General features: G+C 33.9%; 18 protein-coding genes, 1 other RNA gene and 1 other annotated feature. Of the genes, 4 read left to right on the top strand and 15 right to left on the bottom strand.

The features are described 5' to 3' along the window. The first annotated feature begins 112 nt into the window (after positions 1-112). The 3 genes from J3U66_RS01865 (at position 113) to J3U66_RS01855 (ending at position 5,431) form a co-directional block, all read left to right on the top strand. Complete coding sequence (locus tag J3U66_RS01865; RefSeq protein ID WP_267347728.1) at positions 113-2,884, top strand: flavocytochrome c; 2,772 nt, start codon at positions 113-115, stop codon at positions 2,882-2,884. A gap of 27 nt (positions 2,885-2,911) precedes the next feature. Continuing rightward, complete coding sequence (locus tag J3U66_RS01860; RefSeq protein ID WP_267347727.1) at positions 2,912-3,880, top strand: FAD:protein FMN transferase; 969 nt, start codon at positions 2,912-2,914, stop codon at positions 3,878-3,880. Between the two features lie 90 nt (positions 3,881-3,970). Beyond that, entirely contained in the window at positions 3,971-5,431 is a 1,461-nt protein-coding gene (locus J3U66_RS01855) for a DASS family sodium-coupled anion symporter (protein ID WP_267347726.1), read from the top strand. Positions 5,432-5,487: 56 nt separating this feature from the next. On the opposite strand, the gene J3U66_RS01850 is transcribed toward J3U66_RS01855, so the two are convergent. From J3U66_RS01850 to J3U66_RS01835, 4 genes are all read right to left on the bottom strand, one after another. Continuing rightward, entirely contained in the window at positions 5,488-6,957 is a 1,470-nt protein-coding gene (locus tag J3U66_RS01850) for an exopolyphosphatase (protein WP_416379550.1), read from the bottom strand. Between the two features lie 66 nt (positions 6,958-7,023). Next, positions 7,024-9,081, bottom strand: coding sequence for a polyphosphate kinase 1 (gene ppk1 / locus J3U66_RS01845; RefSeq protein WP_267344129.1), 2,058 nt, complete (start codon positions 9,079-9,081; stop codon positions 7,024-7,026). A gap of 111 nt (positions 9,082-9,192) precedes the next feature. Continuing rightward, positions 9,193-10,605 carry a pyruvate kinase PykF gene (pykF, locus tag J3U66_RS01840; RefSeq protein ID WP_267332828.1) on the bottom strand — a complete coding sequence of 471 codons (1,413 nt, stop codon included), beginning with the start codon at positions 10,603-10,605 and terminating at the stop codon, positions 9,193-9,195. A 335-nt stretch (positions 10,606-10,940) separates the two neighbouring features. Then, positions 10,941-11,360, bottom strand: a complete 420-nt coding sequence (locus tag J3U66_RS01835) for an META domain-containing protein (RefSeq protein WP_267347725.1) — start codon at positions 11,358-11,360, stop codon at positions 10,941-10,943. A gap of 74 nt (positions 11,361-11,434) precedes the next feature. On the opposite strand from J3U66_RS01835, the gene hrpA reads away from it, so the two are divergent. After that, positions 11,435-15,313: an ATP-dependent RNA helicase HrpA gene (gene hrpA, locus J3U66_RS01830; RefSeq protein WP_267347723.1), complete on the top strand. Its 3,879-nt coding sequence runs from the start codon at positions 11,435-11,437 to the stop codon at positions 15,311-15,313. A gap of 101 nt (positions 15,314-15,414) precedes the next feature. On the opposite strand, the gene J3U66_RS01825 is transcribed toward hrpA, so the two are convergent. The 11 genes from J3U66_RS01825 to rpmI all read right to left on the bottom strand — a co-directional run bounded on the left by J3U66_RS01825 (position 15,415) and on the right by rpmI (position 26,876). Beyond that, positions 15,415-16,458 carry a YdgH/BhsA/McbA-like domain containing protein gene (locus J3U66_RS01825; RefSeq protein ID WP_267332831.1) on the bottom strand — a complete coding sequence of 348 codons (1,044 nt, stop codon included), beginning with the start codon at positions 16,456-16,458 and terminating at the stop codon, positions 15,415-15,417. Between the two features lie 51 nt (positions 16,459-16,509). Further along, entirely contained in the window at positions 16,510-17,223 is a 714-nt protein-coding gene (locus J3U66_RS01820; protein WP_267344126.1) for a helix-turn-helix domain-containing protein, read from the bottom strand. Positions 17,224-17,750: 527 nt separating this feature from the next. Beyond that, positions 17,751-17,933: a hypothetical protein gene (locus tag J3U66_RS01815; protein ID WP_267347722.1), complete on the bottom strand. Its 183-nt coding sequence runs from the start codon at positions 17,931-17,933 to the stop codon at positions 17,751-17,753. A 1,081-nt stretch (positions 17,934-19,014) separates the two neighbouring features. Further along, entirely contained in the window at positions 19,015-20,958 is a 1,944-nt protein-coding gene (locus J3U66_RS01810) for a peptidase U32 family protein (protein ID WP_267347721.1), read from the bottom strand. Positions 20,959-21,065: 107 nt separating this feature from the next. Next, a complete protein-coding gene (gene htpX, locus J3U66_RS01805; RefSeq protein WP_267347719.1) occupies positions 21,066-21,935 on the bottom strand; it encodes a protease HtpX in 870 nt (289 codons plus the stop codon). 223 nt (positions 21,936-22,158) lie between these two features. After that, an RNA gene (gene ffs / locus J3U66_RS01800) (signal recognition particle sRNA small type) lies at positions 22,159-22,254 on the bottom strand. Positions 22,255-22,386: 132 nt separating this feature from the next. Next, positions 22,387-22,686 carry an integration host factor subunit alpha gene (locus tag J3U66_RS01795; protein ID WP_267332835.1) on the bottom strand — a complete coding sequence of 100 codons (300 nt, stop codon included), beginning with the start codon at positions 22,684-22,686 and terminating at the stop codon, positions 22,387-22,389. Between the two features lie 5 nt (positions 22,687-22,691). Next, positions 22,692-25,079 carry a phenylalanine--tRNA ligase subunit beta gene (pheT, locus tag J3U66_RS01790; protein ID WP_267347717.1) on the bottom strand — a complete coding sequence of 796 codons (2,388 nt, stop codon included), beginning with the start codon at positions 25,077-25,079 and terminating at the stop codon, positions 22,692-22,694. Positions 25,080-25,095: 16 nt separating this feature from the next. Then, complete coding sequence (pheS, locus tag J3U66_RS01785) at positions 25,096-26,079, bottom strand: phenylalanine--tRNA ligase subunit alpha (RefSeq protein WP_065633608.1); 984 nt, start codon at positions 26,077-26,079, stop codon at positions 25,096-25,098. Between the two features lie 27 nt (positions 26,080-26,106). After that, positions 26,107-26,220, bottom strand: a sequence feature (Phe leader region). A 74-nt stretch (positions 26,221-26,294) separates the two neighbouring features. Beyond that, positions 26,295-26,648: a 50S ribosomal protein L20 gene (rplT, locus tag J3U66_RS01780; protein ID WP_024496189.1), complete on the bottom strand. Its 354-nt coding sequence runs from the start codon at positions 26,646-26,648 to the stop codon at positions 26,295-26,297. A 30-nt stretch (positions 26,649-26,678) separates the two neighbouring features. Then, complete coding sequence (gene rpmI / locus J3U66_RS01775; RefSeq protein WP_065557738.1) at positions 26,679-26,876, bottom strand: 50S ribosomal protein L35; 198 nt, start codon at positions 26,874-26,876, stop codon at positions 26,679-26,681. Positions 26,877-26,888 lie beyond the last annotated feature (12 nt).

Raw genomic sequence — 26,888 nt, 5'->3', positions numbered from 1 at the left:
GAAAAAATGATACTGACATAACTGATCAGACCATTGTAATTGGAGAACAGTTATCAGTAATGATATTATTACCAGTAACAAATCAATTTAAGTAATTATTAGGTAACTAACGATGAGAAACGAAAATACTTTTAAACCTTTTATTTTGCCCAATGGGGTTGAATTAAAAAATCGCATAATGATGGCACCAATGACTACTTGTTCAGGTTTTCATGAAGGATCGGTAACGCATGATTTAATTCAATATTATCAAGTTAGAGCGGGTGATATTGGCACTATTATTGTTGAATGTGGTTTTGTTGATGATAAAGGTTTGGCTTTCCCAGGTGCAATTGGTTTAGATAGTGACGATAAAATTGAAGGATTAGCTAAAATAGCTGAGGCGATCAAATCTAAAGGATCGAAAGCTATTATACAGGTTTATCATGGCGGTCGAATGGTTGAACCTAAATTAATCGGTGGCCAGCTACCTGTCGGTCCGAGTGCTATTGCAGCGCCAAGACCCGGTGCCGCAACTCCAATTGAATTAACGAGTGATGAAGTTGAGCATATGATTGATAAGTTTGGTCAAGCCGTGCGGCGTGCTATTCAGGCTGGATTTGATGGTGTCGAAATCCATGGTGCCAATACTTATTTGATACAACAGTTTTATTCACCTAATTCAAATCAACGAAATGATAAATGGGGTGGAAGCCGTGATAACCGAACTAGATTTCCTTTAGCCATTTTAGATATTACTCATAGCATGGTTAAACAATACGCAAATTCTAATTTCATTATTGGTTATCGTTTTTCACCTGAAGAATTAGAAGTTCCTGGCATTCGTTTTGATGACACGATGTATCTACTTGAGAAATTGGCTGAAAAAGGATTGGATTACATTCATTTTTCAATGGGAGCAATTCTTAGACCGTCTATTGTCGATACCCAAGATCCTACGCCATTAATTCGAAAATATGTTGCAATGCGTTCTGAAACATTAGCAAAAATTCCTGTTGTAGGTGTGGGAAACGTAGTCAATCAAACCGATATCGATGCCGCGTTAGAAAACGGTTATGATTTAGTTGCAGTTGGACGAGCTTGTATTGCATATCCTGATTGGGTAAGCAGAATTGAAAAAGGTGAAAAACTTGAGCTAGTTATCAACAGTGATAAGCGAGAAGCCCTTAAAATTCCAGAACCTTTATGGCATTTCTCTTTGGTTGAAAGTTTAATTCGAGATGTTAATTTAAGTGTAAAAAAATTTAAACCAGGTGATTACCAAGAGAAAGTGAACGATGAATCATATGAATTTGTCATTAATGTAGAATTGGCCAAAGATTTTATCAAAGACATGCAATTAGTTAATGCTAATGAATTTGATAATGAAGTTATAACTCATTTTTCCGAAATTAAACATCGCATCATTGAAGCCAATAGTCCTTTTGTCGATGCTATTTCTGGCGCAACATCGCAATGTGAAGCATTTAAAAAAGCGGTAACCAAAGCTATGGCTAAATCAAATAAAGCTGCGATAGTGGCTGAAGGCGGTGATCCAAATGATAAAGCTTATGATATTGTTGTCGTTGGTAGTGGTGGAGCGGGACTTGCAGCAGCTATTCGAGCTCATGATTTAGGCGCAAATGTTGTGATTGTTGAAAAAATGTCTGTTATTGGTGGTAATACCAATAAAGCCTCCGCCGGAATGAATGCAGCAGAAACTAAGTTCCAAAAACTAAAAGGTATTGTCGATAGTAAAGAACTTTTTTATAAAGAGACGTTGATTGGCGGTAAAAACAAAAATAATCCAGAATTATTGCGTTATTTTGTTGAAAATGCACCTGAGGCTATTGATTGGTTGGATGATAATGGTATTGAACTTAGTGGTATTACAACAACTGGTGGCATGAGTGTTGATCGTACCCATCGACCTGAAAGTGGGGCTGCTGTAGGGGGATTTTTGATTAGTGGTTTAGTTAAGAACATTAACAAACGAGGCATTGAAGTTTTATTAGACACGAATGTAACTGAAATTATTACCGAAAATAATAAAGTGATGGGTATTAAAGCGGTTGATGACGATGGAACTATTCAAACCATAAAAGCTAAAGCGGTGATAATTGCAACGGGTGGGTTTAGTGCAAATCGTGAAATGGTCGAAAAATATCGTCCAGATCTTAAAGGATTTGTGACAACGAACCATAAAGGTGCTACCGGTTCAGGTATTATGATTTTAGAAAAACTTGGTGCAGGGACAGTGGATATGAAAGAAATTCAAATTCATCCAACTGTTGAACAAACAACATCGTATCTCATTTCGGAATCTATTCGAGGTGGCGGTGCAATTTTAGTATCACAAAATGGTGAGCGTTTTGTTAATGAATTGGATACGCGAGATAAAGTGTCTGCCGAGATCATCAATTTGCCTCAACACTATGCTTATATTTTATTTGATCAAAAAGTGCGTGATGAAAACAAGTCTGTTGAAGAATATGTATCGCATGATTTGGTTATTCAAGCTAGCAGCATTAATGAATTAGCGCAAAAATTATCAATTAATGTTGATTCATTAACTAAAACCATAGAACGGTATAATCAATTTGTTTCAAATCAACACGATGAAGATTTTGGACGAACAACAGGTATGCGTCATCCTATTAATACTGCGCCATTTTATGCAATAAAAATCGCACCCGGTGTGCATCATACTATGGGGGGCGTAACGATAAATACCCAAACGCAAGTATTAGATGTCGAACATCACGTTATAAAAGGTGTATTTGCTGCTGGTGAGGTTGTTGGTGGCGTACACGGAGCTAATCGAATAGGTGGTAATGCTGTTGCTGATATTATCATATTTGGTATGCAAGCTGGAAAAATAGCAACAGATTATATTCATCAGTGATTGTTTTATACTTAGGGTATATTTAGCATGGTTAATTCAAGCTATGAAAGCTATGAATATGTGCAAAATTTATTAGGCACAACGGTTTCATTAATACTTTGTGAACCTAATGAAAACGTTGCTCATAAAATATTTGAGTTAATAAAAGTGCTTGAAAGTAAGTTAACCGTTAATCGCCCTGTATCTGAGGTGATGTCTGTTAATTTGGCTGCGGGTCAACAACCTGTTAAAGTGAGTCATAGTATTTTTTCCTTAATTGCACAAGCTAAAGATGTCAGTTTAATGCCCGGTAGCTGTTTTAATATCGCTATTGGGCCATTAGTTAAGTTATGGAAAATAGGATTTAATGGCAGATTTCCACCCAGCCAACAACAAATTGATGAAAAGCGCTTATTAATCGATCCACAAGATATTGAACTCAATGTTGAAGATCAAACAGTTTTTTTGAAAAAAAAAGGCATGGAAATCGATATGGGCGCTATCGCAAAAGGCTATATTGCCGATATTGTAAAAGCCATTTTGCTACAAAATGGAATCAATCAAGCTATTATCAATTTAGGCGGCAATGTTGTGGCTTTAAATCAATCACCGGCAAATGCCGAAGGTTTTTGGCATATAGGATTAAGAAAACCTTTCTCTAACAATGATGAATTAGTCGGTTTTTTGAAGGTAATAAACAAATCTGTTGTGACATCAGGTATATATGAACGCTATTTTGTACACAAAGATACTCTCTATCATCATATTTTGGATTCTTCAACGGGGTATCCTTTGAATAACGAATTAGAAAGTATCACAATTATTTCTGATACGTCTCTTGAAGGGGATTTATTTTCAACGCTTTTATATGGATTAGGCTATGAGCGTGCTAATGAATATTTACAAAAACACCGCAATTTATCAGCAATTTTTTTATTAAAAAATAAAACGATAAAGTTAGCTAATCCCCATAATTTTGCTTTCGAACTAACGAATCATCAATATGTAATGCCTTAATGCCTTAATTGAAATGATTATTGAATGTTGAATTTAATGTTTGTTAAGAATTAGATCATGAAATTTTAAAATTAAAAAAGGAAAAATCCCATGAATACAATAAATAAGCCACCAGTAAAATGGTTACCTTTAATAATTATTGCTGCGCTATCAGCAATATTATGGTTATTGGTATCCCCCCCGCAGGGTATCAGTATAGAAGGGTGGCGAACAAGTATTATTTTTGTCGCAACCATTGCCTGCATTGTTGCTGAAATTATGCCTATTGGTGCCATTGGTTTATTGGCCATTACGGTTTTTGCAGTATTAAGACCTTCAGGGGCTATGTCTGCGGCAGAATCGATAAAAATATCGTTAAGTGAATTAAATAGTAGCCTAATTTGGCTTATTGTTATTGCCTTTATGATTGCCCGTGGATTTATTAAAACAGGACTGAGTAGACGCATTGCTTACTATCTTGTTAAAATTTTAGGTAAAAATACGCTTGGTTTAGCTTATGGTTTATCAGTAACAGATATGGCTTTAGCGCCGGCTATTCCAAGTACCACAGCTAGAGCTGGAGGCGTTATATATCCAATAGCTGAAGCGCTGGCGATTAATTTTAATTCAAACCCAAAAGATGAATCAAGAAACCGCATTGGTACTTTTTTGATGTTAACTATTAGCCATGTTAACGACATCACTTCTGCTATGTTTTTAACAGCTTTTACAGGAAATTTGTTGGCTGCTAAATTAGTGACAACGTCACTAGGTATTACTTTAGGCTGGGGGCAATGGTTTGTAGCAGCGATTGTACCTTGTTTAGTTTCGTTTGTTGTTATTCCATTAGTTATCTATTTTTTAACTAACCCTGAACTGAAAAAAACGCCAGAAGCGCCGACTTTGGCTGTTGAAGAACTAAAAAAAATGGGGACGGTTTCAAGAAAAGAAATTATCATGGGCTGCACTGTTATATTATTGTTATGCCTTTGGATTTTTGGCAGTAATTTTGGTATTGACTCAACAACCACTGCATTTATCGGCTTGTCTATTTTGATTTTATCCGGTGTTCTCAGTTGGGATGATATAAAAGGAGAGAAAGCAGCATGGGATACTTTAATTTGGTTTGCTGCATTATTGATGATGGCCAGCCAAGTTAATAAACTTGGTGTAACTAAATGGTTAGGTGACACCATTGGTAATGCAGTAAAAGGTCATTTAGGTGATAGTAGCTGGGTATTTGTGATAATCATTTTATGTGTGGCTTATGTTTATCTACACTACTTTTTTGCAAGTGGAAATGCACATATTGCAGCCTTATTCCCTGTTTTTCTGTCAGTTGCTATTGCACTGGGCGTACCACAAATGATTGCCATTTTTGCTCTTGTGATTTGTACTAATTACTTTGGATCAATTACACAATTTGCTAATGCGAGAAATCCTTTACTCTTTGCTGAAGGTTTTGTGCCAGTAAAAACATGGTGGAAAGTGGGCTTTATATGTAGTGTTGTGAATTTAATTATTGTCTTTACCATCGGTATTTTATGGTGGAAGATCATTGGATTAGGTTAATCACGTTATATTATGACCGCCAGTCATATCTGGCGGTAAGTTATAGGGTTTATCTTTTAAAACGTTTCAATGGATAAATCCCAATCATTGACTGATTTCCAATATTTTTGCTCTTGTTCTAAATCAAGCAATATAAGCTTATTATTTTCAATAAATTGTTGATCAACTTCTAAGATGATATGGGTTAGCTTATCTTTTGTAAGCTTTAAACGAAAAGCCTCTACATTAAGATCATTATTACGTTGATTATTAATTAAAATTGAAAGTCTTAAAATTTGTAACAATGAAACAATATGTTTATATTCAAAAAGGCTAAAATAGGGTAAATCATCAATATTAATTGACTTTCTGTGGTAACGTACCAGCGTTGATAAAAGTAGTTGTTGTTCTTCATTAAATCCTGGCAGATTGCTATTTTGCAGTATATAGCTTGAATGTTTATGAATTGAAGAGAAATTAATTTTTAATCCCACTTCGTGTAACTGCGCGGCCCAATATAAAATTGCTTCAACATTGGTTGGTATAATCATCAAGGCTTGCTTTTTCCATTGCGAAAATAGATGTTTGGACGTTTTTACAATTTGTTTTGCATGGCGCTCATCAATATTATAGTGTTGCGATAATGATTCTGCTGTCGTTTCTCTAATATCACGGTAATTGGGTCCATCAATTAGCTCATATAAAACACCTTCACGTAGTGCAAAAGGACAATAGTGCAATGCTTGCAATTCTAATGCATCAAAAATACCGCTAAATATTGCTAAACCACTAACAAACACTTTTTTTCGTTCATCTGAAAGAGAAGGAAAATCGATATCCTGAAAAGATTTAAATTCTAGGACATAGCTAACTAAGTCGTCCAAACGTTTTGGTGTGATAATTCCGTCGCTAACACCAATATCGAGTAATATTTTATATATACTTTTAATTGTACCGGAGGTACCAAAAGCGACACTAATATTTTGTTTTTTTATCGTATTTATAATGTTTTCAATTTGCTGCGTTGCTGCGAGTTTTGCTCGTTGAAATGAAGCTTTATCAATTATCTTATTTGGAAAAAATTGTTTAGTGTAAGTAACACATCCCATAGGACGACTGGCGACTATCGAAGGTTTAAGATCATTGCCTTTACCTATAGCGATCTCTGTCGATCCTCCGCCAATATCAATAACAAATTTAGTATCAAATTCAGAGGTGGATTCAGAACTCATGGCGCCTAAATAAATCAAACGCGCTTCTTCTTGGCCTGAGATAATTTCAACAGGATAGGGTAAAACTTTAGCGGCTGCAGTTAAAAACTTTTGTCTATTTTTAGCAATACGTAACGTATGTGTGGCAACAATTCTCACGTTTTCAACAGGAAAACCATTTAACCGCTCTGCAAATAAAGCAAGGCATTCCACACCACGACTGATACTTGATTCACTTAGCTCATTTTTATCATTTAAGCCTGTCGCTAAATGGATATTTTTTTTATTTTTATAAATAATTTGAGTTGCACCATCAATACAGCGCGCAATAACCATATGAAAACTATTTGATCCTAGGTCAAGAACCGCATATTCATTGAATTTATTCACTGTTTGAATTCCTTATTCATGTGTTTCTAATTGTTTTAAATAATCATAAATTGCATGTTGAGCTCTAATTTTTTTCTTATTGCCTCGTTGTACATAATTATTCATATTATCTTTATCAATTACACGGGCTTTAACATTATCATTACATTGAATATTAAAAATATCATGGATAGTTGATCTTAAAATAGGATCGAAAATTTTAACGCCGACTTCTATGCGATTATCCAGATTTCTTGGCATCCAGTCAGCAGAAGAGATAAATGTATCTTTTTTACCCTCATTTTCAAAGATATAAACCCGAGCATGTTCTAAAAACTGATCCACAATACTCGTTACATAGATATTTTCGCTGAGATTTGCAATTTGAGGAACTAAAACGCAAGTTCCACGTACGATCATCCTAATTTTGACTCCTGCACATGAAGCACGATAAAGTGCATCTATCATTTCTTTATCGGTTATTGCATTAAGTTTTAAATAAATAGCGGCATTTTTTCCTGATTTTGCATGATTGATTTCTCGTTCAATAAATTCATGGAACCGCAAACGTGTGTTTTGAGGCGAAACAAGCAAATAATTGAAAGAGACGGGTTTAAATGGATTTTCAATAAAATTGAAAACTTTTCTCACTTCATCTGTTATGGCAGGATCGGCGGTGAGCAGTGAAAAATCAGTATAAATTCTAGCCGTTCTTTCATTAAAATTACCAGAGCCAATATGGGCATATCGAACAATGTCGTCATTTTCTTTACGATCAATTAAAAATAATTTCGCATGAATTTTTAATTTTGGTTGTGAATAAATAACTTTAATTCCACTACTAATTAATCTTTTAGCCCATTTAATGTTTGCTTCTTCATCAAAACGCGCTTGTAACTCAACGACTACAGTGACTTTCTTACCGTTATTAGCTGCATTAATTGCTGCATGAATAAAACGAGAATCTTTCGCTACGCGATAAATATTCATTCGAATATGTGTTACAGCGGGATCAAAAGAAGCTTGACGCATAATTTCAAGTACATGGCCAAATGAATAATAAGGGTAGTAGAGTAAAACATCGCGGTCTTTGATAGCTGCAAAAGCATTTCTGAACTTTTTAAATCGATTATAGGCAAGACTTGGCAATCGTTTATTCAACAAATTTTTTACGCCAAGATCTGGAAATTTGACTAAATCCTTAAAATTAGGGTAACGTCCACCAGGCATTGCATCTTGTTCAGTTAATCGTAATTTATTTATCAATAATTCAAATAGTGCTTTAGGCATGTCTTTTTGATAAGTAAATCTTACTGGTTGGGCAGTTAAACGTTGCTTTAATCCTTGTGACATGAGCTCGAGTAAGCTATCTAATTCAGTATTCAATTCATACTCGGCATCACGATTAATATTGATTGAATAAGCATTAAGTTCCTTGGCATCAAAAAATACTTTAAAAATTTCGGATAAGCAATAACGCAGAATATTATCTAAAAATATGATTGATTTATTTTTGGTTGAAACTTCAGACGGAAGTAAGACAAAACGTGACACATTGTCTGTCGGTAATTCGAGTAATGCATAGCTTATGCTATTTTCACAAATTATCTCAACAGCTAAGTAAGCATGATCGTCCTTTAAAAACTGAATTAATTCAGTATGACTATCTAACAAAATTGGCGTAATGTACTGGCGTAAATTCTGTTTATAATAATTTTTTATCCAATTTTCTTGATACGAGGTTAATTGCCTTTCATTGATCAAAAAGATCTGATTTCTTGCCATTTCAAGTAATAATTCATTATAGAGCTGATCGAATTGTTGTTCTAATTGAATAACTTTTTGATTAACTTGTCGTAACAGTTGTTTTGCATTGGATGAGGTTTGGGCTTGTTCTTGTTCAATTAACACATATTTTTTTAAATTAGCAAACTGTACTTTATAAAATTCATCAAGATTACTCGAATATATGCCTAAAAATCGAATTCTTTCAATCAGAGGATTATTTTTATCCGCTGCTTCTTGTAAGACTCGTTGATTAAAGGATAACCAACTCAGTTCTTTAGGTGTATATACTTTCTCTTCAGGCATTTTTTATCTCTTACAATTTATTAATTTTAATGATAACAGGATAACTTAAGATAAAAAAAAAGCTAGCATCTAGCTAGCTTTTTATAATTAAGTTAATAACCCTTAAGTGGATTAAATACGATGTACAGAAGTTGTATTAGTTGTCCCACTTGGTACCAATGCACCTGATACCATTACAATCGTATCACCTTGTTGTAAACCGCAAACTTTTACCGCCATTTCTTTACCTAATCGGTAGAAATCATCAGTAGAATTAATTGCATCAATTAAAATTGGCTCAACACCTTTTGATAGTGCTAATTGGTTCACTGTTTTTTGGCTAGAAGACAGTGCTAAAATACGTGCTCTAGGGAAATAATGACGAACTTCACGTGCTGATTTACCACTACGTGTTGCTACAACGATCAATGGTACATTTAAACGTTCTGCAATTTCAACCGCACCACAACAAACGGCTGCTGTAATACGTAATTTTTCTTCTTTAGCAGTTAATTCTAACGAAGCAGGAATCGTGCCATCGGTACGTTTACAAATAGTTGCCATGACATTGACGGTTTCTAATGGATATTTACCTTTAGCACTTTCACCAGATAGCATTACCGCATCAGTTCCATCAATGATTGCATTTGCCACGTCACCCGCTTCAGCACGAGTAGGGCGAGGATTTTTGATCATTGAATCAAGCATTTGTGTCGCAGTAATTACAGGTTTCGATGCTCTATTACATTTTTTAATCATCATTTTTTGGGCAAAAATAACTTCTTCAACCGCGATTTCAACGCCTAAGTCACCACGTGCAACCATGATACCGTCAGAAGCTTCCAGAATTTCATCAAAATTGTCTAAACCTTCTTGGTTTTCAATTTTAGAAATAATCTTAATATCTTCTCCACCATGAGTTTTTAAGTGAGCTCTAATATCTTCTACATCAGAACGCTTACGAATAAAAGAAGCTGCGATAAAATCAACACCTTGTTCACAACCAAAAATAAGGTCATTTTTGTCTTTTTCTGCTAGAGCAGGTAATTTAATAGAAACGCCTGGTAAATTAATACCTTTGTTTTCACCTAAATCACCATTGTTCAAAACAGTACAAATAACTTCGTTGCCTTTAATTTCTTTTACATCCATAGCAATTAAGCCATCATCGACTAAAACGCGATTACCTGGTTTTAAGTCATGTGCAAAGCCTTTATAAGTTACGGCTACACGCTCAGCATTACCAATGACGGTTTCATCAGTTGTGAAGGTAAAAGTTTGACCTGCCACAAGTGAAACATCATTGCCACCTTCTAATTTAATGGTACGAATTTCTGGACCTTTGGTATCTAGCATGATAGCGGCTTTTAAACCTGTTTCTTGCATTACTTCTCGTAAATTTTTGATTCGATTACCATGCTCTTCATAATCACCATGAGAGAAGTTTAAACGCATAACATTCATGCCTGCTTTTAATAATTTTGCTAACATCTCTTTTGATTCAGATTTAGGACCAATGGTGCAAACGATTTTTGTCTTTTTCATAATATTATCTACTAGTTGTTAAGGTTGAAGTTAAAATTTTAAATAAACTGTTTTTAAATAAAAAAAAATCAATGTCAGTACATTGATGGGAATGATAGGTAAAGGGAAATGAGTAACTGCAATATGGTTACTCAATTTAAATAAATTATTTGAAGAATTGATTATTTTCATCAAAGTGTGACCCTTAAAAAACTGTGGTCATTATATTCTTAACTATTGTTAAAATAAAGCTTTTTATCGTGATATGTGTCTTCTCTTTTTACAACTTAGTTACCTTAAAACCTTATGTAAAATTAAATACCTCAAGTGTTTTAAGGTAAACTATGGGGTTTGTGTCACATCCATTCTTTGACTTGATAGATAAGTTCGTTATCTTTATTTTTTAAAATAAGTTGATTATTTGTCAATTCAACTTTAGCGCCATTACTAATCAGTTGATCTATCACAATATCCAACTTATCAAGTTGGTCATCGTTACAAAGCATTTTTGTCATAGCAACGCCAACACCTTTAATTTCATCATTTTTTAACGTAACCTGACCAGAAAATTGGTTGCACATTTTTCCTGTTATTGTCATCTTTTCACCAAATTCTAAGTCGGCTTGTTTATCTAAAGCAACGTCTTGACCATTGGCTTTAATCAACACAAAATGATGATGCATTAAATCTGTATCTTTAATTTTGCCTGACTCCCCACATCCAAATAAAGTGAAAAAAGCTGTGAGCAAAGAGATATAGCCAATCGTTTTTTTCATACCAACTCCTAATAATAAGTAAATTTTGCTATAATGACATAATTATAATTGTTTACTAATATACTTGACACTTTATGTTATCTCAACAACAATTCAAACTCCTCGAATCAACGACTTTAAGTGATAAACAAAAAATAATAAAACTGTCACGTACCAAAGCTGATTCATTAAAAATTAATGCTGCTATTTTGCAAGCTGTTGATCATTACCAAACTAAATTGCAATCTTTGCCGAAGCAAATTAGTTATCCTCAACATTTACCTGTTGTTGACAAAAAACAAGCAATTTATCAAGCTATAAAAAATCATCAAGTTGTGATTATTGCAGGCGAAACAGGATCAGGTAAAACCACACAAATTCCAAAAATTTGTTTAGAACTTGGTTTAGGTGTAAAAGGTTTTATTGGACACACTCAACCTAGACGATTAGCTGCTCGTTCGGTTGCTAATCGTATTGCGGAAGAGTTAAGCACTGAAATAGGGCAATTAGTCGGTTATAAAGTGAGATTCTCTGATCATGTTAGTGATAACACTTTAATCAAATTAATGACTGATGGTATTTTACTGGCCGAAATACAGCAAGATAAATTACTATTAAATTATGACACCATTATTATTGATGAAGCACATGAACGCAGTTTAAATATCGATTTTATTCTTGGCTATTTGAAACAATTATTACCTAAACGCCCTGATTTAAAAGTGATTATTACATCAGCAACAATAGATGTTGAGCGATTTTCTCAGCATTTTAATTGTGCGCCAATTATTGAAGTATCAGGTAGAACTTATCCTGTTGAGGTGAGATATCGCCCACAAGTTGTGAGTCGTGATTCAGATAATGACAATGAAAGTAGTAATGATTTTCAACCTATTGTTGATGCAATTGATGAGCTGTCTGCTGAAAGTCATGGCGATATTTTAGTGTTTTTAACTGGTGAACGTGAGATTCGTGATCTGGCCGATACATTAAATAAACTAGATTTACGCCATACTGAGATTTTACCTTTGTATGCTAGGTTATCTGCTTCTGAACAAAATCGTATTTTCCAATCGCATACTCAGCGACGCATTATTCTTTCAACCAATGTGGCAGAAACATCATTAACTTTACCCGGAATTAAATATGTCATCGATCCTGGTTTGGCGAGAATAAGCCGTTATAGTTACAGAACTAAAGTTCAACGATTACCGATCGAGCCGATTTCGCAAGCATCGGCTAATCAACGAAAAGGGCGTTGTGGTCGTACCTCTGATGGGATATGTATTCGTTTATATGATGAACAAGATTTTTTATCTCGTCCGGAATTTACCGAACCAGAAATTTTGCGTACCAACCTGGCCTCTGTTATTTTGCAAATGACCGCCTTAGGATTGGGTGATATCGCTGCCTTTCCATTTGTTCAAGCACCGGACTCTAAATATATTCGTGATGGGATTCGATTATTAGAGGAACTTGGTGCAATTAACGCTCATCATCATCAATATCGTTTGACCGAAATAGGAAAAATATTAGCACAACTGCCAATTGATCCAAGATTAGCGAGGATGTTGGTTGAAGCAAGGCGATCGGGCTGCACTAAAGAGATTATGATCATAACTGCAGCTTTATCTATTCAAGATCCGAGAGAACGTCCTTTTGATAAACAGCAAGCGTCCGATGAGAAGCATAGACGGTTTACTGATAAGCAATCAGATTTTATTTCTTTCATTAATCTCTGGCATTATATTGAAGAACAACAAAACCAACTTTCAGGAAATCAATTTCGACGATTATGTCAAAAAGAGTATTTAAATTATCTTCGTATTCGAGAGTGGCAAGATGTTTATACTCAAATTAGACAAACAATCAAGCAATTAACTTTTCCAATAAATAGTCAACCTGCTGATTATCGTTCCGTGCATCTAGCGTTAATAAGCGGCTTACTATCACATATTGGGATGAAAGAACTTGAAAAGCACGAATATATAGGTGCTCGCAATATTAAATTTGCTTTATTTCCGAATTCAACATTATTTAAAAATCAGCCTAAGTGGTGTATTGCAAGCGAACTTGTAGAAACCAGTCGTTTGTGGGGTAGGATAGTGGCAAAAATCGACGTTGAATGGATCGAGCCTTTGGCTAAACATTTGCTTAAGTATAGCTATAGTGAGCCTAGATGGTCAAAAAAACAAGGGGTTGCCATCGCCAATGAAAAGGCAACATTATTTGGTTTGCCAATTGTCATTAATAGAGTCATAAACTATAGCAAAATCGATCCTGATTTAAGCCGAACTTTATTTATTAGGCATGCACTGGTAGAAGGCGATTGGCAGACAAATTATCGTTTTTTTATACAAAATCAAAAGCTGATTAAAGAAGTCGAAGATTTAGAACATAAGTCTCGTCGACAAGATATTTTAATTGATGATCAAGAATTATTTGATTTTTATAATCATAGAATTGATCAGTCTGTTATTTCGGCCAAGCATTTTGATTCATGGTGGAAACAAAAACAAAAGTCAGATCCGGATTTGCTGAATTTTGAAAAAAATATGTTGATTAATCATTGTGCTCAACAAGTTAACCTTAATGAGTTTCCTGACTTTTGGCAACAAGGCAACTTCAAATTACCATTAAGTTATCATTTTGACATTGGCAATAAACGTGACGGCGTCACAGTTGAAATTCCTATCGATGCACTTAATCAAATTAAAAATAGAGGATTTGAATGGCAAGTACCAGGTTTTAGGAAAGAATTAGTTATAGCATTAATCAAGTCATTACCCAAATCACTACGTAAAAGTCTGGTTCCTACACCAAATTATGCTGATGCATTCTTAAGTAGGGTGAGTTCAACTGACATTCCTTTACTTGAAAGTTTACAAAGTGAATTTAAAAAAATGACAGGTGTAAAAATACTCAATGAAGACTGGCAGTTAAATCAAATTCCTGATTATTTAAAAATGACCTTTGCTATTATTGATATCAATAATAAAGAATTAGCCGCAGGTAAAGATTTGGTTCAGCTTAAAGAACAACTTAAAGCACAAATACAGCATGCTTTGTCGAATATAAATACTAAAAAAACTGATTTAATAGAAAAAAAGAATATTATCGATTGGAATTTTGGAACACTACCCACTATTTATGAGGGACAACAAAAAAATTACACGATTAAAGCTTATCCCGCAATTGTTGATAATCAGACATCGGTAAGTATAAATCTAGTGGATAGTTACGAAGAACAACAACGATTAAGTAAATTGGGATTAAGGCGTTTGTTGTTGTTAAATATTCCTTCACCGATAAAGTATTTACACGAAAAATTACCCAATAAATCTAAATTAGGTCTTTATTTTAATTCGTTTGGTACTGTATTAAGTTTAATCGATGATTGTATTGCTTGTGCAATTGATGAGTTGATAGACAAAAATAATCAATTTGTCCAAAACCAAGAACAGTACCAGCAATTATTGAATTATACCAAAGCTAATGTGAATGAATATGTCTATCATATCGCCAAGCAAGTTGAATCAATTTTAACTTTACATTTCAGTATTAATAAAAAGCTTAAAGGGCGAGTTGACTTGTCTTTAGCTTTTGCATTATCAGATATAAAACAACAAATCGATGGACTGATTTATAAAGGGTTTGTATCTAAAACAGGTTATAAAAAATTATCTGATCTCTATCGCTATTTATCAGCAATCGAAAAACGTATCGAAAAATTAACAGTTAATCCAAATAAAGATAGACAAGCCATGAACATTGTTGAAGAAGTTAAAAATCAATATGAAAGTTGGCTAACTACTTTGCCTGAAAATCAAAGATTGCAAGATAATGTGAAAGATATACGTTGGATGATTGAAGAGTTGCGAGTTAATCTATTTGCTCAGCAGCTAGGTACACCATATCCAATTTCATCAAAACGAATAAAACAACAAATTGAATTAGTTAAATCGGAATTATAATTTTTATAGTGTTGAATTTAAATATGAACGCTGATTAATCCGATTTAAATTAAGGTAGGAAGAGTTGAAAAAGTAGGGCGCCAAAGCGCCCAATACTGTTATTATCGATAAAGATCAACAAATACTGTGATATTTGGTCCGTTAGCATCTTGAGCGATGCGAGCAATATGATAATATTTAGCGCCAGCATCAATAGCACGTTTACCCGCTTGATACGAGATTTCCTGATCGGTTGGATAATATCCTCTAAACTTCACGGTATCATATGCAACCATTTTCGCCGCAGTTGCATCATTGAGTTCTTGAATTTTGCGGCCATCTGGCAAAGTGACAGTGTAACGGCTTGCTCGTTGTGGTGCATTTGCTGCATCTGCGGTTGCAGCTTCTGTTGTTGATGTACCACTCACTGTGCTAACATTGCTTGGTTTAGCGGTTTTATCAATAACTTTATTGTGGAATTTTTCGGCATAGAATTTTTCGTTAAATGCTGATGGTGAATAATAGCCTGGTTTTTCAACTTGCATTGCAGCTTCACCACCTTGAGCTAAGGCAAGTTGCCCAGCTTCTGAATCATAAGGAATAGCATTTTCAGGTTGTAATTTTCGTTCTGGCGCATCTTTTTTAAATAAATATGCAGCAACTTGCAAATTACTACCAAGTTCTGATCGCGAATCAATATAAAATGCATATGCACCTTGAGCTGAGGCTTCTTTTGCAATCGCTTGATTTACATCGTAATCATTAGGAAAATAACCACGAATTCTAACAATATTAAAAGGTTCTAATCGAATAGCTTTAGACTTAGGATATTCATAAACACCTTCAAATTTGCGAAGATTTTCAGCGGGCTCTTCTAATTTTGGTGCATCTGATTTATATAATTTAGCATAAACAATACGCAAAGTATCATTTGAAGGACTAATATTTGTTGTTGTAATAAAAAAAGCAGCTGCTCCTTCTTTATCTGCTGCTTTAGACATTGCCATTACATAATCACTATCAGTGTAAAATGCACCACGAACAGTAATCTGTTTGAATGATTGCAAATTTTTAGCTTGCTCTTCAGTGAGCTGTTGTGCAGCAAATGAACTCATTGGCATAATGGCCACAGTTGCTGCTATAAGAGTTTTCTTTAAACTTATCATAGTTGTTAAACCTTAATATGAACTTTTTAAAATATTTTATCATGAAATAAATTACTTTCCCAAAACAATTAAAGCATTTAAATTTTTGATAAAAATATATTTTCCTTTTACTGATAATATATCTTGCTCTTGAAACTTAGACAAAATTCTACTAACTGTCTCAATTGTTAATCCTAAATAATTGGCAATATCAGTCCTACTCATTGATAATTTTATATTCAAAGAGGTGTGACCTCGTTTTTCATAGCGTTTATATAGTGAATAGATAAAAAATGCTAATCGTTCATCCGCTTTTTTCTGGGAATAGCATAATAGTAATTTCTGATAGTTATAGATATCCGTACTTAACAACTTGAATATCATATCTCTAACGGTTTTATTGACTTCAATAAGTGACATTAATTCTTCATAATTAAGTTCACAAACGGCAACATTATTTAAGGCTTTAATAGTATAGTTATATACTTTTGTTGAAATAGAATCTAAACCAACAATGTCACCTGGCAAGTAAAACCCATTAATATGTTCATTACCATCGGCGGTGGTGATATAAGTTTTTAAAGCACCTGAATGAATAATATAAAATTTAGTGAAAGGTGTATTTTCTTCTATCAAGATCTGATCTTTGGTATAAGAACATTTACGATCTAAAACTGTATGCAATTTGTTATTGACTAACATAGGAATACATAATGAACCTACACTACATAATTCACAAGGGACTGAATAACTTTTGGAACGTAATGGCTTATAGTTACTTTGCATATTTTATTAAAAGGATTAATTCCAATTCGATAATTGATAATAATCGCATATTTTACAATAAAACAATATATAACAGTTAGCCATTATTTTTTTATATGTTAAAAAAGAACAAAATAAATGATAAATTCGATTAAAAGTGCCTGATTAAATTCGATAAGATCAAATCATAAATTTTTATGAGCTTCAAAGTAACTTAAATTAAAAGCCTAGGTAGGTGAGAAGCATAGACTCAAAAGCTTGAATAAATAAGATGATATACGTAACATTTCATAATCAAAACTCAAGGTCTATAATTTAAATCAACAACAACTTAAACATTCAAATGAAATATTAATAATAAAATAATAATTTAATCAATTTAACATAATATACATTATGCGTACCAATATAAACGTAGATGAATTTTAGTAATTTAACTGACAGATTCATGACGCTAATTTAAAAATTTGTGGCATCTAATACCAATCTGGAATCGGTCAATCTGTAACACTATATAATCTCGGCACACTATATTGATAATTTATCGTTTAATCCTCCAGCTCCAGATCTTGCGATGTTATTTTTCCATGACTAATAAATTTTTCGGCTAACTTTTTTCTTGGAATATCCAATGTCCGGTCTAACATTTGACTTGATATCGTTGTGTACTGTTTTTTAGCCGTTAAATATTTACTTTTGGTTAATGCTAATACTTTATCCGACTCAGTCAATGCTGTGCCTAATTCTGCCTTTTGAACAGCTTTATCGTCACCACATTTAGCTAAATTAAACTTAATAAATCATTGGCTTGATACACTTCTTGAGCATAGGGATTTTTAGGGTGATTGACATTGGTGGAGTCAAAATTTGAAATTCATTGTTTTTTTGCTGCCTGCGCTATCAGCTCAAAATTATCAAACATCTTTATTACACCTCAATTAGCCAAGAATAGTCTAAAGTTTCTTTAATTCGATTACGCACAAAATCTAAGGCTACAATTTTTTCATAATAGTTATTGATTTTAATCCAATCCTTATCATAAAAAGTTAAAGTATCTTTTATTTTTATAAAAGTAAGACGTTAATTTATTGAGCTCCTGCAGATAGTTTTCATGTTGTTCTAGTGTAATTAAATTTACCACAAATGCGTGTCTGAATTCATGTTTCATCATGCCTTCAATTGTTTCCACTCGCTCTTTTTGGTCTCAAATACTGTACTCCTTAGCTAGTTTTGGTGATATTAACATTTTAATTATGAAAAATTTTTAAAAAAAGACGCCTAAGCGGAAAGCCTCGCGGTGCGTTCCTTCCACCCGCATTAAAGGATAAAACTTGGTGACTTCTCAATAGTTCACTGCGTGACTGCGGCCGATTGGCTATAGCAACACCGCGCAATTATTAACATAAAATGTAAATAACACTGTGTATAAAATTTAATTCATGATCTAAATCAATACGTTAATTAGATGCATAAAAAATAAACAGTATAAGAGCTACTAATCTTTCTATATCTTCTCAACATATAAAATAACAACAATATTAGTCTTATTGTCGTCACTTCCCTTTGATTTTAAGAATGGTAATAATGTAATCCTATTGAATTATCACTAATTATTTTTTAGTCAAAACACCAAGCAAAATAAAAATATTATTAATAATCAATAATATAAAGTTTGCATAATGTATATTATGTTAAATTAACGTAATTATTACGAACTTCTGTTTTGTTGTTACCTTATTAAACATAATTAAAAAATTTTTCATAATTAAATACTAAACTAAAAACGTCAAAAATTATTAACCAATTTACAATTTAACTATTTTTAGTCAGTAAAATGACCTCACTACCGGGTAATGGCATTTTTAGAATATGATTTTTTATTTTCCCCCAAACTTGCATTTCACACGCTTTACAATTAAATTTTAGCAGTAGCTCCTCATTGTTTTGAATAAGCTTCATTGGTGTAACTTTAGTTTTAACACCTTGTATACCTTTAGCTTGTTTAGGGCATAAGTTAAATGCAAAACGTAAACAATGTTTAGTTATCATTAATGGTGCATCATCTTTAACTTGGTGAGCTTCATAAGCACTTTCAATTAATTCAACCCCATGCTGAGTGTAAAATTCTCTCGCTTTATGATTATAAACATTGGCCAAAAACGATAACTGATTTTCAGGATATATTGGCTTTGGTATTAATTCAGGTTTGCGCTTTTGTCGACAGTAACTTTTTAGTCGTTCTGTGGTTAATTTTGCGATAATATCTCGTCTAAATTGGTTAAGTTGACTGCTGGGAATAAAATAGACTTTTGATAAATTAATTTTAAAATCAATTAGATAATATATAGTTTGACCAAGTTTTGAAAGATTATCACGAATATTGTTAATTGCTTTATCAGGTTGATCTGCAATAGCAAATACGCTATTTAGCTCTAATGTAACGCAAATGCCCTCTTCGCTTTTAGCTGAAAGAATAATTCCACCATCTTGATTACTTAATTCAAATATAACACCAATTCGTCGATCACTTGAGTTTTTAAGTAAATTTTGCTGCCAAATATGGTCTAAGTTTCGATTAACTAAATAAGGTAATTTCACCGAAAACAGCGCTTTAGGAATTTCATTCGGGAAAATTCGATAATGACCAACTGCAATTTTTTCTACTTTATCGGCTCTAAAACCATAAATTTCACGTTTAACTAAAACATTTAAACCATCACCGTTAGTTAACAATTTATCTGTTTTAACCTCTATCGTTTTGGATGTAACTTTTGTAATTTCACCTATGGATAAGCCAATAAATTTTGGTGAGTCAAAAGCCCCTATATCCGGTTTTCGGCCATGAACAAAATAATCGGTACTACCTCGATGGAAAGTTCGATTCGGATCGGGCGCAAAAAAGAACTCCGTTTTACCGCTTGATTCTGGAGATAAATCAGGATACTCACATAAGATTTGATCTAATTTTTGGCGATAAAATGCAGTAATATTTTTTACATAACTTAGATCTTTATAACGCCCTTCTATTTTGAATGATCGCACGCCTGCGCTGATTAATTCCCGCAAATTATTTGATTGATTATTATCTTTCATAGATAAAAGATGTTTTTCGTAAGCAACAATTCGACCTTTATCATCTTTTAAGGTGAAAGGTAATCGGCATGCTTGAGAACAATCACCACGATTGGCACTACGCCCTGTTTGAGCATGAGAAATATAACACTGACCGGAAAATGCAACACAAAGTGCACCATGGATAAAAAATTCTATTTTTGCATCTATTTGTTCATGAATTTTAGCAATTTCAATTAAATTAAGCTCTCGAGCAAGCACAATTTGCGAAAAACCAACTTCAGACAAAAATTTAGCTTTTTCAGGTGTTCTTATATCCATTTGAGTGCTGGCATGTAAATCAATCGGTGGGATATCCATATTTAATATGCCCATATCTTGTACAATCAATGCATCGACACCTGCATCATAAAATTGCCAAATAAGCTGTCTTGCAGCTTCAAGTTCATTATCATGTAATATGGTATTGAGAGTCACAAAAACTTTTGCATAATAGTGATGAGCAAATTCAACTAATTGAGCAATATCACTAACAGAATTACCCGCATTATGTCTAGCACCAAAACTCGGTCCACCTATATATACTGCATCAGCACCATGCAAAATAGCTTGTTTGGCAATTTCAATATTTTTAGCTGGACTAAGTAATTCTAATTTATTGTAGGTCGCTTTATGATGCAACATTTAACTATCTCACAAACTCAGGTTAAGCAGGTATGGAATTGACAAGTGTTATAGTGATTATCACAACACTTGTCAAGACATTATAAGATTAAATAATGGATTTAAAATTAACGGTTATATGAACCATTTCGTAAGGCATCGATCCGTTTTTCTAATGGTGGATGCGACATAAATAATTCTGAAAATTTCACCTTTTTTTCACCATTTATGCAAAAAGCCATGATGGAAGCTTCTTCTTGGGGTTCATAACTTATTTTTAATTTTTCTAATGCTGCAATCATTTTTGTTGCTCCGACCAATTTGGCTGAGCCTGCATCAGCATGAAATTCTCGATAGCGAGAAAACCACATTGCAATTAAACTTGCAAGAATACCAAAAATGGTTTCAAAAACCATAACAACAATATAATAGACAAGTGGTGAGCTATCCCTTTCTCTATCGGACATGGCTTGAGATGCAACAGAAGCTAAGATTCTAGCAATAAAAATGACAAAGGTATTTAGTACACCTTGAAGTAAAGTCATGGTAACCATATCACCATTAGCTATGTGACTCATTTCATGCCCCAGTACAGCTTCAGCTTCATCTTGAGTCATGTTATTTAATAAACCAGAGCTAACTGCAATGAGTGAACTATTTTTTGTTGCTCCTGTAGCAAAAGCATTCATATCTGTAGCCTGATAAATAGCGACTTCTGGCATTTTAAGGTTAAGAGCTCTTGCTTGTCTACCGACAACATCAAGTAACCATTGTTCTTGTTGATTGCGTGGTTGTGTAATAATCTGACCATTTACAGATCGTAACGCCATTCTTTTAGACATAAATAGCGAAATGAAAGCGCCGCCAAAACCAAAAATAGCAGCAAAAATAAGTAAGCCTAATGTGCTATGAGAATCAACACCCAGTATGCTTAAAATAATACCAAATACAAACATCACAGCTAAGTTAGTTAAAATAAATAGTCCAACTCGCATCATAAATATTTCTCTCTTGTTTTATAAAATTAAAATCTTTTATCGGCATTTCCAATTATTGGATAATTAGATTAATCATATGATCTCAAAAAACTATTCTCGTCACAACCATGTATATGTTCAAATTAAAAAATAAAGATTATTTGATGATAGATTAATCAGTTATTGAGTGAGGTAATTGAGGATTTATTTATGATTACTGTAAATTGAAATTTTATGGAGGAGACCCTATCAGCCGCATCCCACACACATACTTTTTACTTTGGCTGCTTCCTTCCGGATCTGACCTGATGAGCAAAAAAACGTTGCAAGAGGACCCATAGAGCCTCCATAGAAGAGGCGTTATTATGCTTTATTTGGAAAAATAAAACAACTACTTTATTAAAAAAGAAAATAGCCTTTCCGCTTTTCAACTGAAGAAAGGCTATGTGATCAATGGATATAAGAAATTAATTTAGCGATTGATAACTAAATTTTTTTCAATTCGTTCTCTAAATTTTATCCCTGGTCTAAATGTGACAACTCGACGAGCTGAAATGTCTACACTTTCCCCTGTTTTTGGATTACGACCTGGGCGTGAATTTTTATCTCGTATAGCAAAATTACCAAAACCGGATAATTTAACTGGTTCCCCTTTTTCTAAAGCCACTCGAATCTCTTCAAAAAAAAGTTCAACAAGGACTTTAGCTTCTTGGCGATCTATATTAAATTTTTCGGCAAGACGATCTGCAATATCAGCTTTAGTTAATGTCATAGTTATTATTCTCTTAATAGGGCTTTAAAACGAATTTGTAAGGCTGTAATACATTTGCTTACAATGTTTGTTATATCTTCTTCTTCAAGTGTACGTGATTTGTCTTGTAAAATCAAACTGATAGCAAGGCTTTTTTGATCTTGTTTAATGTTATCACCTTGATAAACATCAAACAAATTGACTTTAATAAGTTGCTCTCCGCCAGCACGTTTACACTCAGCTATAATATCTGCTGCTGGAATTGTATTTGAGACGACAATAGCTATATCTCGTTTATTTGACGGATACTTCGATAGGTCTTGAGCAACAGGTACCTTCTTATCGCTAATTTTAGCTAAATTTATTTCAAAAACAAGCGATTTACTATTTAAAGATAATTTTTTTTCGATTTCTGGATGCAATACGCCAAAATAGCCAATAATTTCATTGTTCAAATATATGGCCGCACTTTGCCCTGGGTGTAATGCATTGATGTCTGCTTTTTTAAATTCAACAGTTTCGCTACAGCCTAATAGTGCCAAAATAGATTCTATATCCCCTTTTAAGTCATAAAAATCGATATTTCGTTTAGGCAATGCCCAATGTTCTTCATATAAGTTACCGGTGACAACGCCTGATAACATGAGTTCTTGACGAACGCCAAATTCACAACTTTGATCTGGAACAAAACGTAAACCAGTTTCAAAAAGACGAATACGTGATTGTTGACGGTTTTGATTGTACAACACTGCATCTAATAATCCAGACCAAAGCGATAAGCGCATTACAGACATTTCACTTGAAATTGGGTTTGGCAGCGTTATTGCAGTTTGCTCAGAATGAAGAAGACTTTGAATTTTTGGATCAACAAAGCTATATGTAACGGCTTCTTGATAACCACGATCAACCAATAAATCTTTAATTCGTTTTAACGCTATGTGGCTTTCTGGCTTCGGCTTCATAACTAATTCAATTTTCATATTCGCATTAGGAATATTGTTATAGCCATAAATACGGGCTACTTCTTCAACTAAATCTTCTTCTATTTGTAAGTCAAATCGCCAACTCGGTGCTTCAACGGTCCAAATCTCATTTTTGAATGAGACGTTACATCCTAATCTTTCAAGAATATCAATTATTTTTTGCGTTTCAATTTTATAACCGATAATGCGATCTATTTTTGAACGATGTAATTGAATGGTCGCTTGTTTTGGCAAGTGTTCTTCGTTGGTAATATTAACAACCGGACCTACCTCACCACCACAAATTTCAATAATTAATTGAGTTGCTCTTTCGATTGCAACATTTTGTAAAGCAGGATCGACTCCGCGTTCATAACGATGAGAAGCCTCAGTATGCAAACCATATTCACGTGCTTTACCGGTAATAGCTAATGGAGCAAAAAATGCTGATTCTAGAAAAATATCTTTGGTTGACGTTGTAACACTTGATTTTTCACCGCCCATAATACCGGCCATCGCGAGTACTTTTTGCTGATCAGCAATGACAAGCGTATCATCATTTAATTTGACTTCATTACCATTTAATAATGTGAGTTTTTCATCTTGATGTGCATAACGAACAACAATCCCTTTTTCGATTTGAGCTAAATCAAACGCATGCATTGGATGACCAAGTTCGAGTAATACATAATTAGTAATATCTACAATGGCATCAACTGAACGAATTCCACCACGACGCAACTTTTCTTTCATCCATAATGGCGTAGCTGCTTCGATATTGATGTTTTTGATTACTCTTCCTAGGTAGCGAGGGGCTGCCTTTGGAACATCTATTTGAATTGAGACGGTATCGGAAATTGACGCTGGTACGTTTGCTACTTTAAGCTCCTTCATTGGTATATTGTTAACCGCTGAAATATCACGAGCAACGCCAACAATACCAAAACAATCAGCTCGATTAGGTGTAACACTAATATCAATCATAACATCGTTAAGATTTAAATATTCTCGAATATCTTGTCCTAAAGGAGCATCTTCAGGTAACTCAATAATACCATTATGATCATCAGCAATACCTAATTCAGAATAAGAGCACAGCATTCCTTCTGAAGGTTCACCTCGGAGTTTTGCTGATTTGATTTTGAAATCTCCTGGTAAAACAGCCCCAACAGTTGCACAAGCAACCATTAAACCTTGACGGCAATTAGGTGCGCCGCAGACAATGTCTAATAATTCAGATTTACCAATATCGACTTTTGTCACGCGTAGTTTATCGGCATTAGGATGCTGTTTGCATTCTACCACTTTTCCAACAACGACACCTGTAAAATCACCAGCAACTTTTTCGATATCATCAACTTCTAATCCAGCCATAGTTAATTGATCGGCTAGTGTATCGCTACTTATTTCTGGATTGATCCATTCACGTAGCCAACTTTCACTAAATTTCATGTTTTGATCTCCAGAATTAATTAAATTGCTTTAAGAAACGTAAATCATTTTCAAAAAATGAGCGTAAATCGGTGACACCGTAACGTAACATGGTTAATCTTTCGATTCCCATACCAAAAGCAAACCCATTATAGACATCAGGATCGATACCGACATTACGCAACACATTTGGGTGGACCATACCACAACCTAGAACTTCAAGCCATTTACCGTTTTTCGCTTTGATATCAACTTCGGCTGAAGGTTCAGTAAATGGAAAGTAGCCAGGTCGAAAACGAATTTCCATATCATCTTCAAAAAAGCAGTGAAGAAAATCATGCAATAGCCCTTTCAAATGAGTAAAGCTAATATCTTTATCAATCAATAAACCTTCCATTTGATGGAACATTGGCGTGTGAGTTTGATCATAGTCATTGCGATAAGTTCGACCTGGAGCAATGATTCGAATAGGTGGTTTTTGTGTTTCCATTGTTCTAATTTGAACAGTGGATGTTTGTGTTCTTAATAAACGATTTGCATCAAACCAAAAGGTATCATGATCTGCTCGAGCAGGATGATGAGAAGGGATATTAAGTGCATCAAAGTTATGATAATCATCTTCAATTTCGGGTCCTGTTTCAACAACAAAGCCCAGTTCACCAAAAAATTCAACTAAACGATTTATTGTTTTGGTGACGGGATGTAATCCCCCTAATTCAAGTGTTTTACCCGGTAATGAGATATCGATGGTTTCGTTGGCTAATTTTGCATCAAGAGCCTGGCGCTCTAAAAGTTGACGTTTTTGATTTAATAATTCAACGACTATTTGCTTAGCATCATTGATTTTTTGACCGACCGCGGGACGTTCATCGGCAGGAACATCACGTAAAGAAGCCATTTGCATGGTAAAGTAACCTTTTTTACCAAAATATTCTACACGTATCTGTTCGATCGCATTAATGTCATTAGCACCTTCAATAGCGGATTTGGCATTATTCACCAGTTCAACTAATTGAGACATACAGTTCTCCTGCTTATTGTTCATTATATAAAAAAAGCCTCTTTTGAGGCTTTATAATTATTTTTCGTTTTTTCCTTGCCTCACGAACCAATATTACTATTGAAGCTAAAAAACAAACGAAAAATAACTAAATTCATCATTAATCCACTTTTTTAAAATAAATCATTTATATTTAAAATAATAAAAGCCGAGATAACTCGGCTCTTATAAAGTTATTATAATGCAGCTTTTGCTTTTTCAACTAATGCAGCGAATGCATTTTTATCAAATACAGCAATATCTGCAAGGATCTTACGATCGATTTCAATTGATGCTTTCTTTAAACCATTAATGAAACGGCTATAAGAAAGACCACATTGACGAGCTGCCGCATTGATACGCACAATCCATAATTGACGGAATTGACGTTTACGTTGACGACGGTCACGATAAGCATATTGTCCAGCTTTGATTACTGCTTGGAAAGCAACACGATAAACACGTGAACGAGCTCCATAATAACCTTTTGCTTGTTTTAAAATTTTCTTGTGACGTGCACGAGCAATAACACCACGTTTAACACGAGCCATAAATCATATCCTCTAAATAGTTAACCAAAATTAAGCGTATGGAACACACGCTACAACTAAACCTAAATCACCTTTTGACACTGTTGTCAAACCACGTAAATGACGTTTACGTTTAGTTGATTTTTTAGTTAAGATATGACTTTTGTTAGCTTGCTTATGCTTAAAGCCACCAGAAGCTGTTTTTTTAAAGCGCTTTGCTGCGCCTTTTACAGTTTTAATTTTAGGCATTTTATTAATTCC

Source organism: Gilliamella sp. B2969 (assembly GCF_026536195.1).
Lineage (GTDB): Bacteria > Pseudomonadota > Gammaproteobacteria > Enterobacterales > Orbaceae > Gilliamella.
Note: the sequence above shows the minus strand (reverse complement) of the source record. Positions and strands in the feature narration are given on the sequence as shown.

Excerpts from the sequence above, each read along its gene's own strand:
- rpmI (WP_065557738.1), bottom strand. The coding sequence starts at position 26,876 with ATGCCTAAAATTAAAACTGTAAAAGGCGCAGCAAAGCGCTTTAAAAAA.
- J3U66_RS01850 (WP_416379550.1), bottom strand. The coding sequence starts at position 6,957 with ATGGTTATTGCGCGCTGTATTGATGGTGCAACTCAAATTATTTATAAA.
- J3U66_RS01820 (WP_267344126.1), bottom strand. The coding sequence starts at position 17,223 with ATGCAAAGTAACTATAAGCCATTACGTTCCAAAAGTTATTCAGTCCCT.
- pykF (WP_267332828.1), bottom strand. The coding sequence starts at position 10,605 with ATGAAAAAGACAAAAATCGTTTGCACCATTGGTCCTAAATCTGAATCA.
- J3U66_RS01865 (WP_267347728.1), top strand. The coding sequence starts at position 113 with ATGAGAAACGAAAATACTTTTAAACCTTTTATTTTGCCCAATGGGGTT.
- hrpA (WP_267347723.1), top strand. The coding sequence starts at position 11,435 with ATGTTATCTCAACAACAATTCAAACTCCTCGAATCAACGACTTTAAGT.
- ppk1 (WP_267344129.1), bottom strand. The coding sequence starts at position 9,081 with ATGCCTGAAGAGAAAGTATATACACCTAAAGAACTGAGTTGGTTATCC.
- rplT (WP_024496189.1), bottom strand. The coding sequence starts at position 26,648 with ATGGCTCGTGTTAAACGTGGTGTTATTGCTCGTGCACGTCACAAGAAA.
- J3U66_RS01860 (WP_267347727.1), top strand. The coding sequence starts at position 2,912 with ATGGTTAATTCAAGCTATGAAAGCTATGAATATGTGCAAAATTTATTA.
- J3U66_RS01825 (WP_267332831.1), bottom strand. The coding sequence starts at position 16,458 with ATGATAAGTTTAAAGAAAACTCTTATAGCAGCAACTGTGGCCATTATG.
- pheS (WP_065633608.1), bottom strand. The coding sequence starts at position 26,079 with ATGTCTCAATTAGTTGAACTGGTGAATAATGCCAAATCCGCTATTGAA.
- J3U66_RS01810 (WP_267347721.1), bottom strand. The coding sequence starts at position 20,958 with ATGTTGCATCATAAAGCGACCTACAATAAATTAGAATTACTTAGTCCA.
- J3U66_RS01855 (WP_267347726.1), top strand. The coding sequence starts at position 3,971 with ATGAATACAATAAATAAGCCACCAGTAAAATGGTTACCTTTAATAATT.
- htpX (WP_267347719.1), bottom strand. The coding sequence starts at position 21,935 with ATGATGCGAGTTGGACTATTTATTTTAACTAACTTAGCTGTGATGTTT.
- pheT (WP_267347717.1), bottom strand. The coding sequence starts at position 25,079 with ATGAAATTTAGTGAAAGTTGGCTACGTGAATGGATCAATCCAGAAATA.
- J3U66_RS01835 (WP_267347725.1), bottom strand. The coding sequence starts at position 11,360 with ATGAAAAAAACGATTGGCTATATCTCTTTGCTCACAGCTTTTTTCACT.
- J3U66_RS01795 (WP_267332835.1), bottom strand. The coding sequence starts at position 22,686 with ATGACATTAACTAAAGCTGATATTGCAGATCGTCTTGCCGAAAAATTT.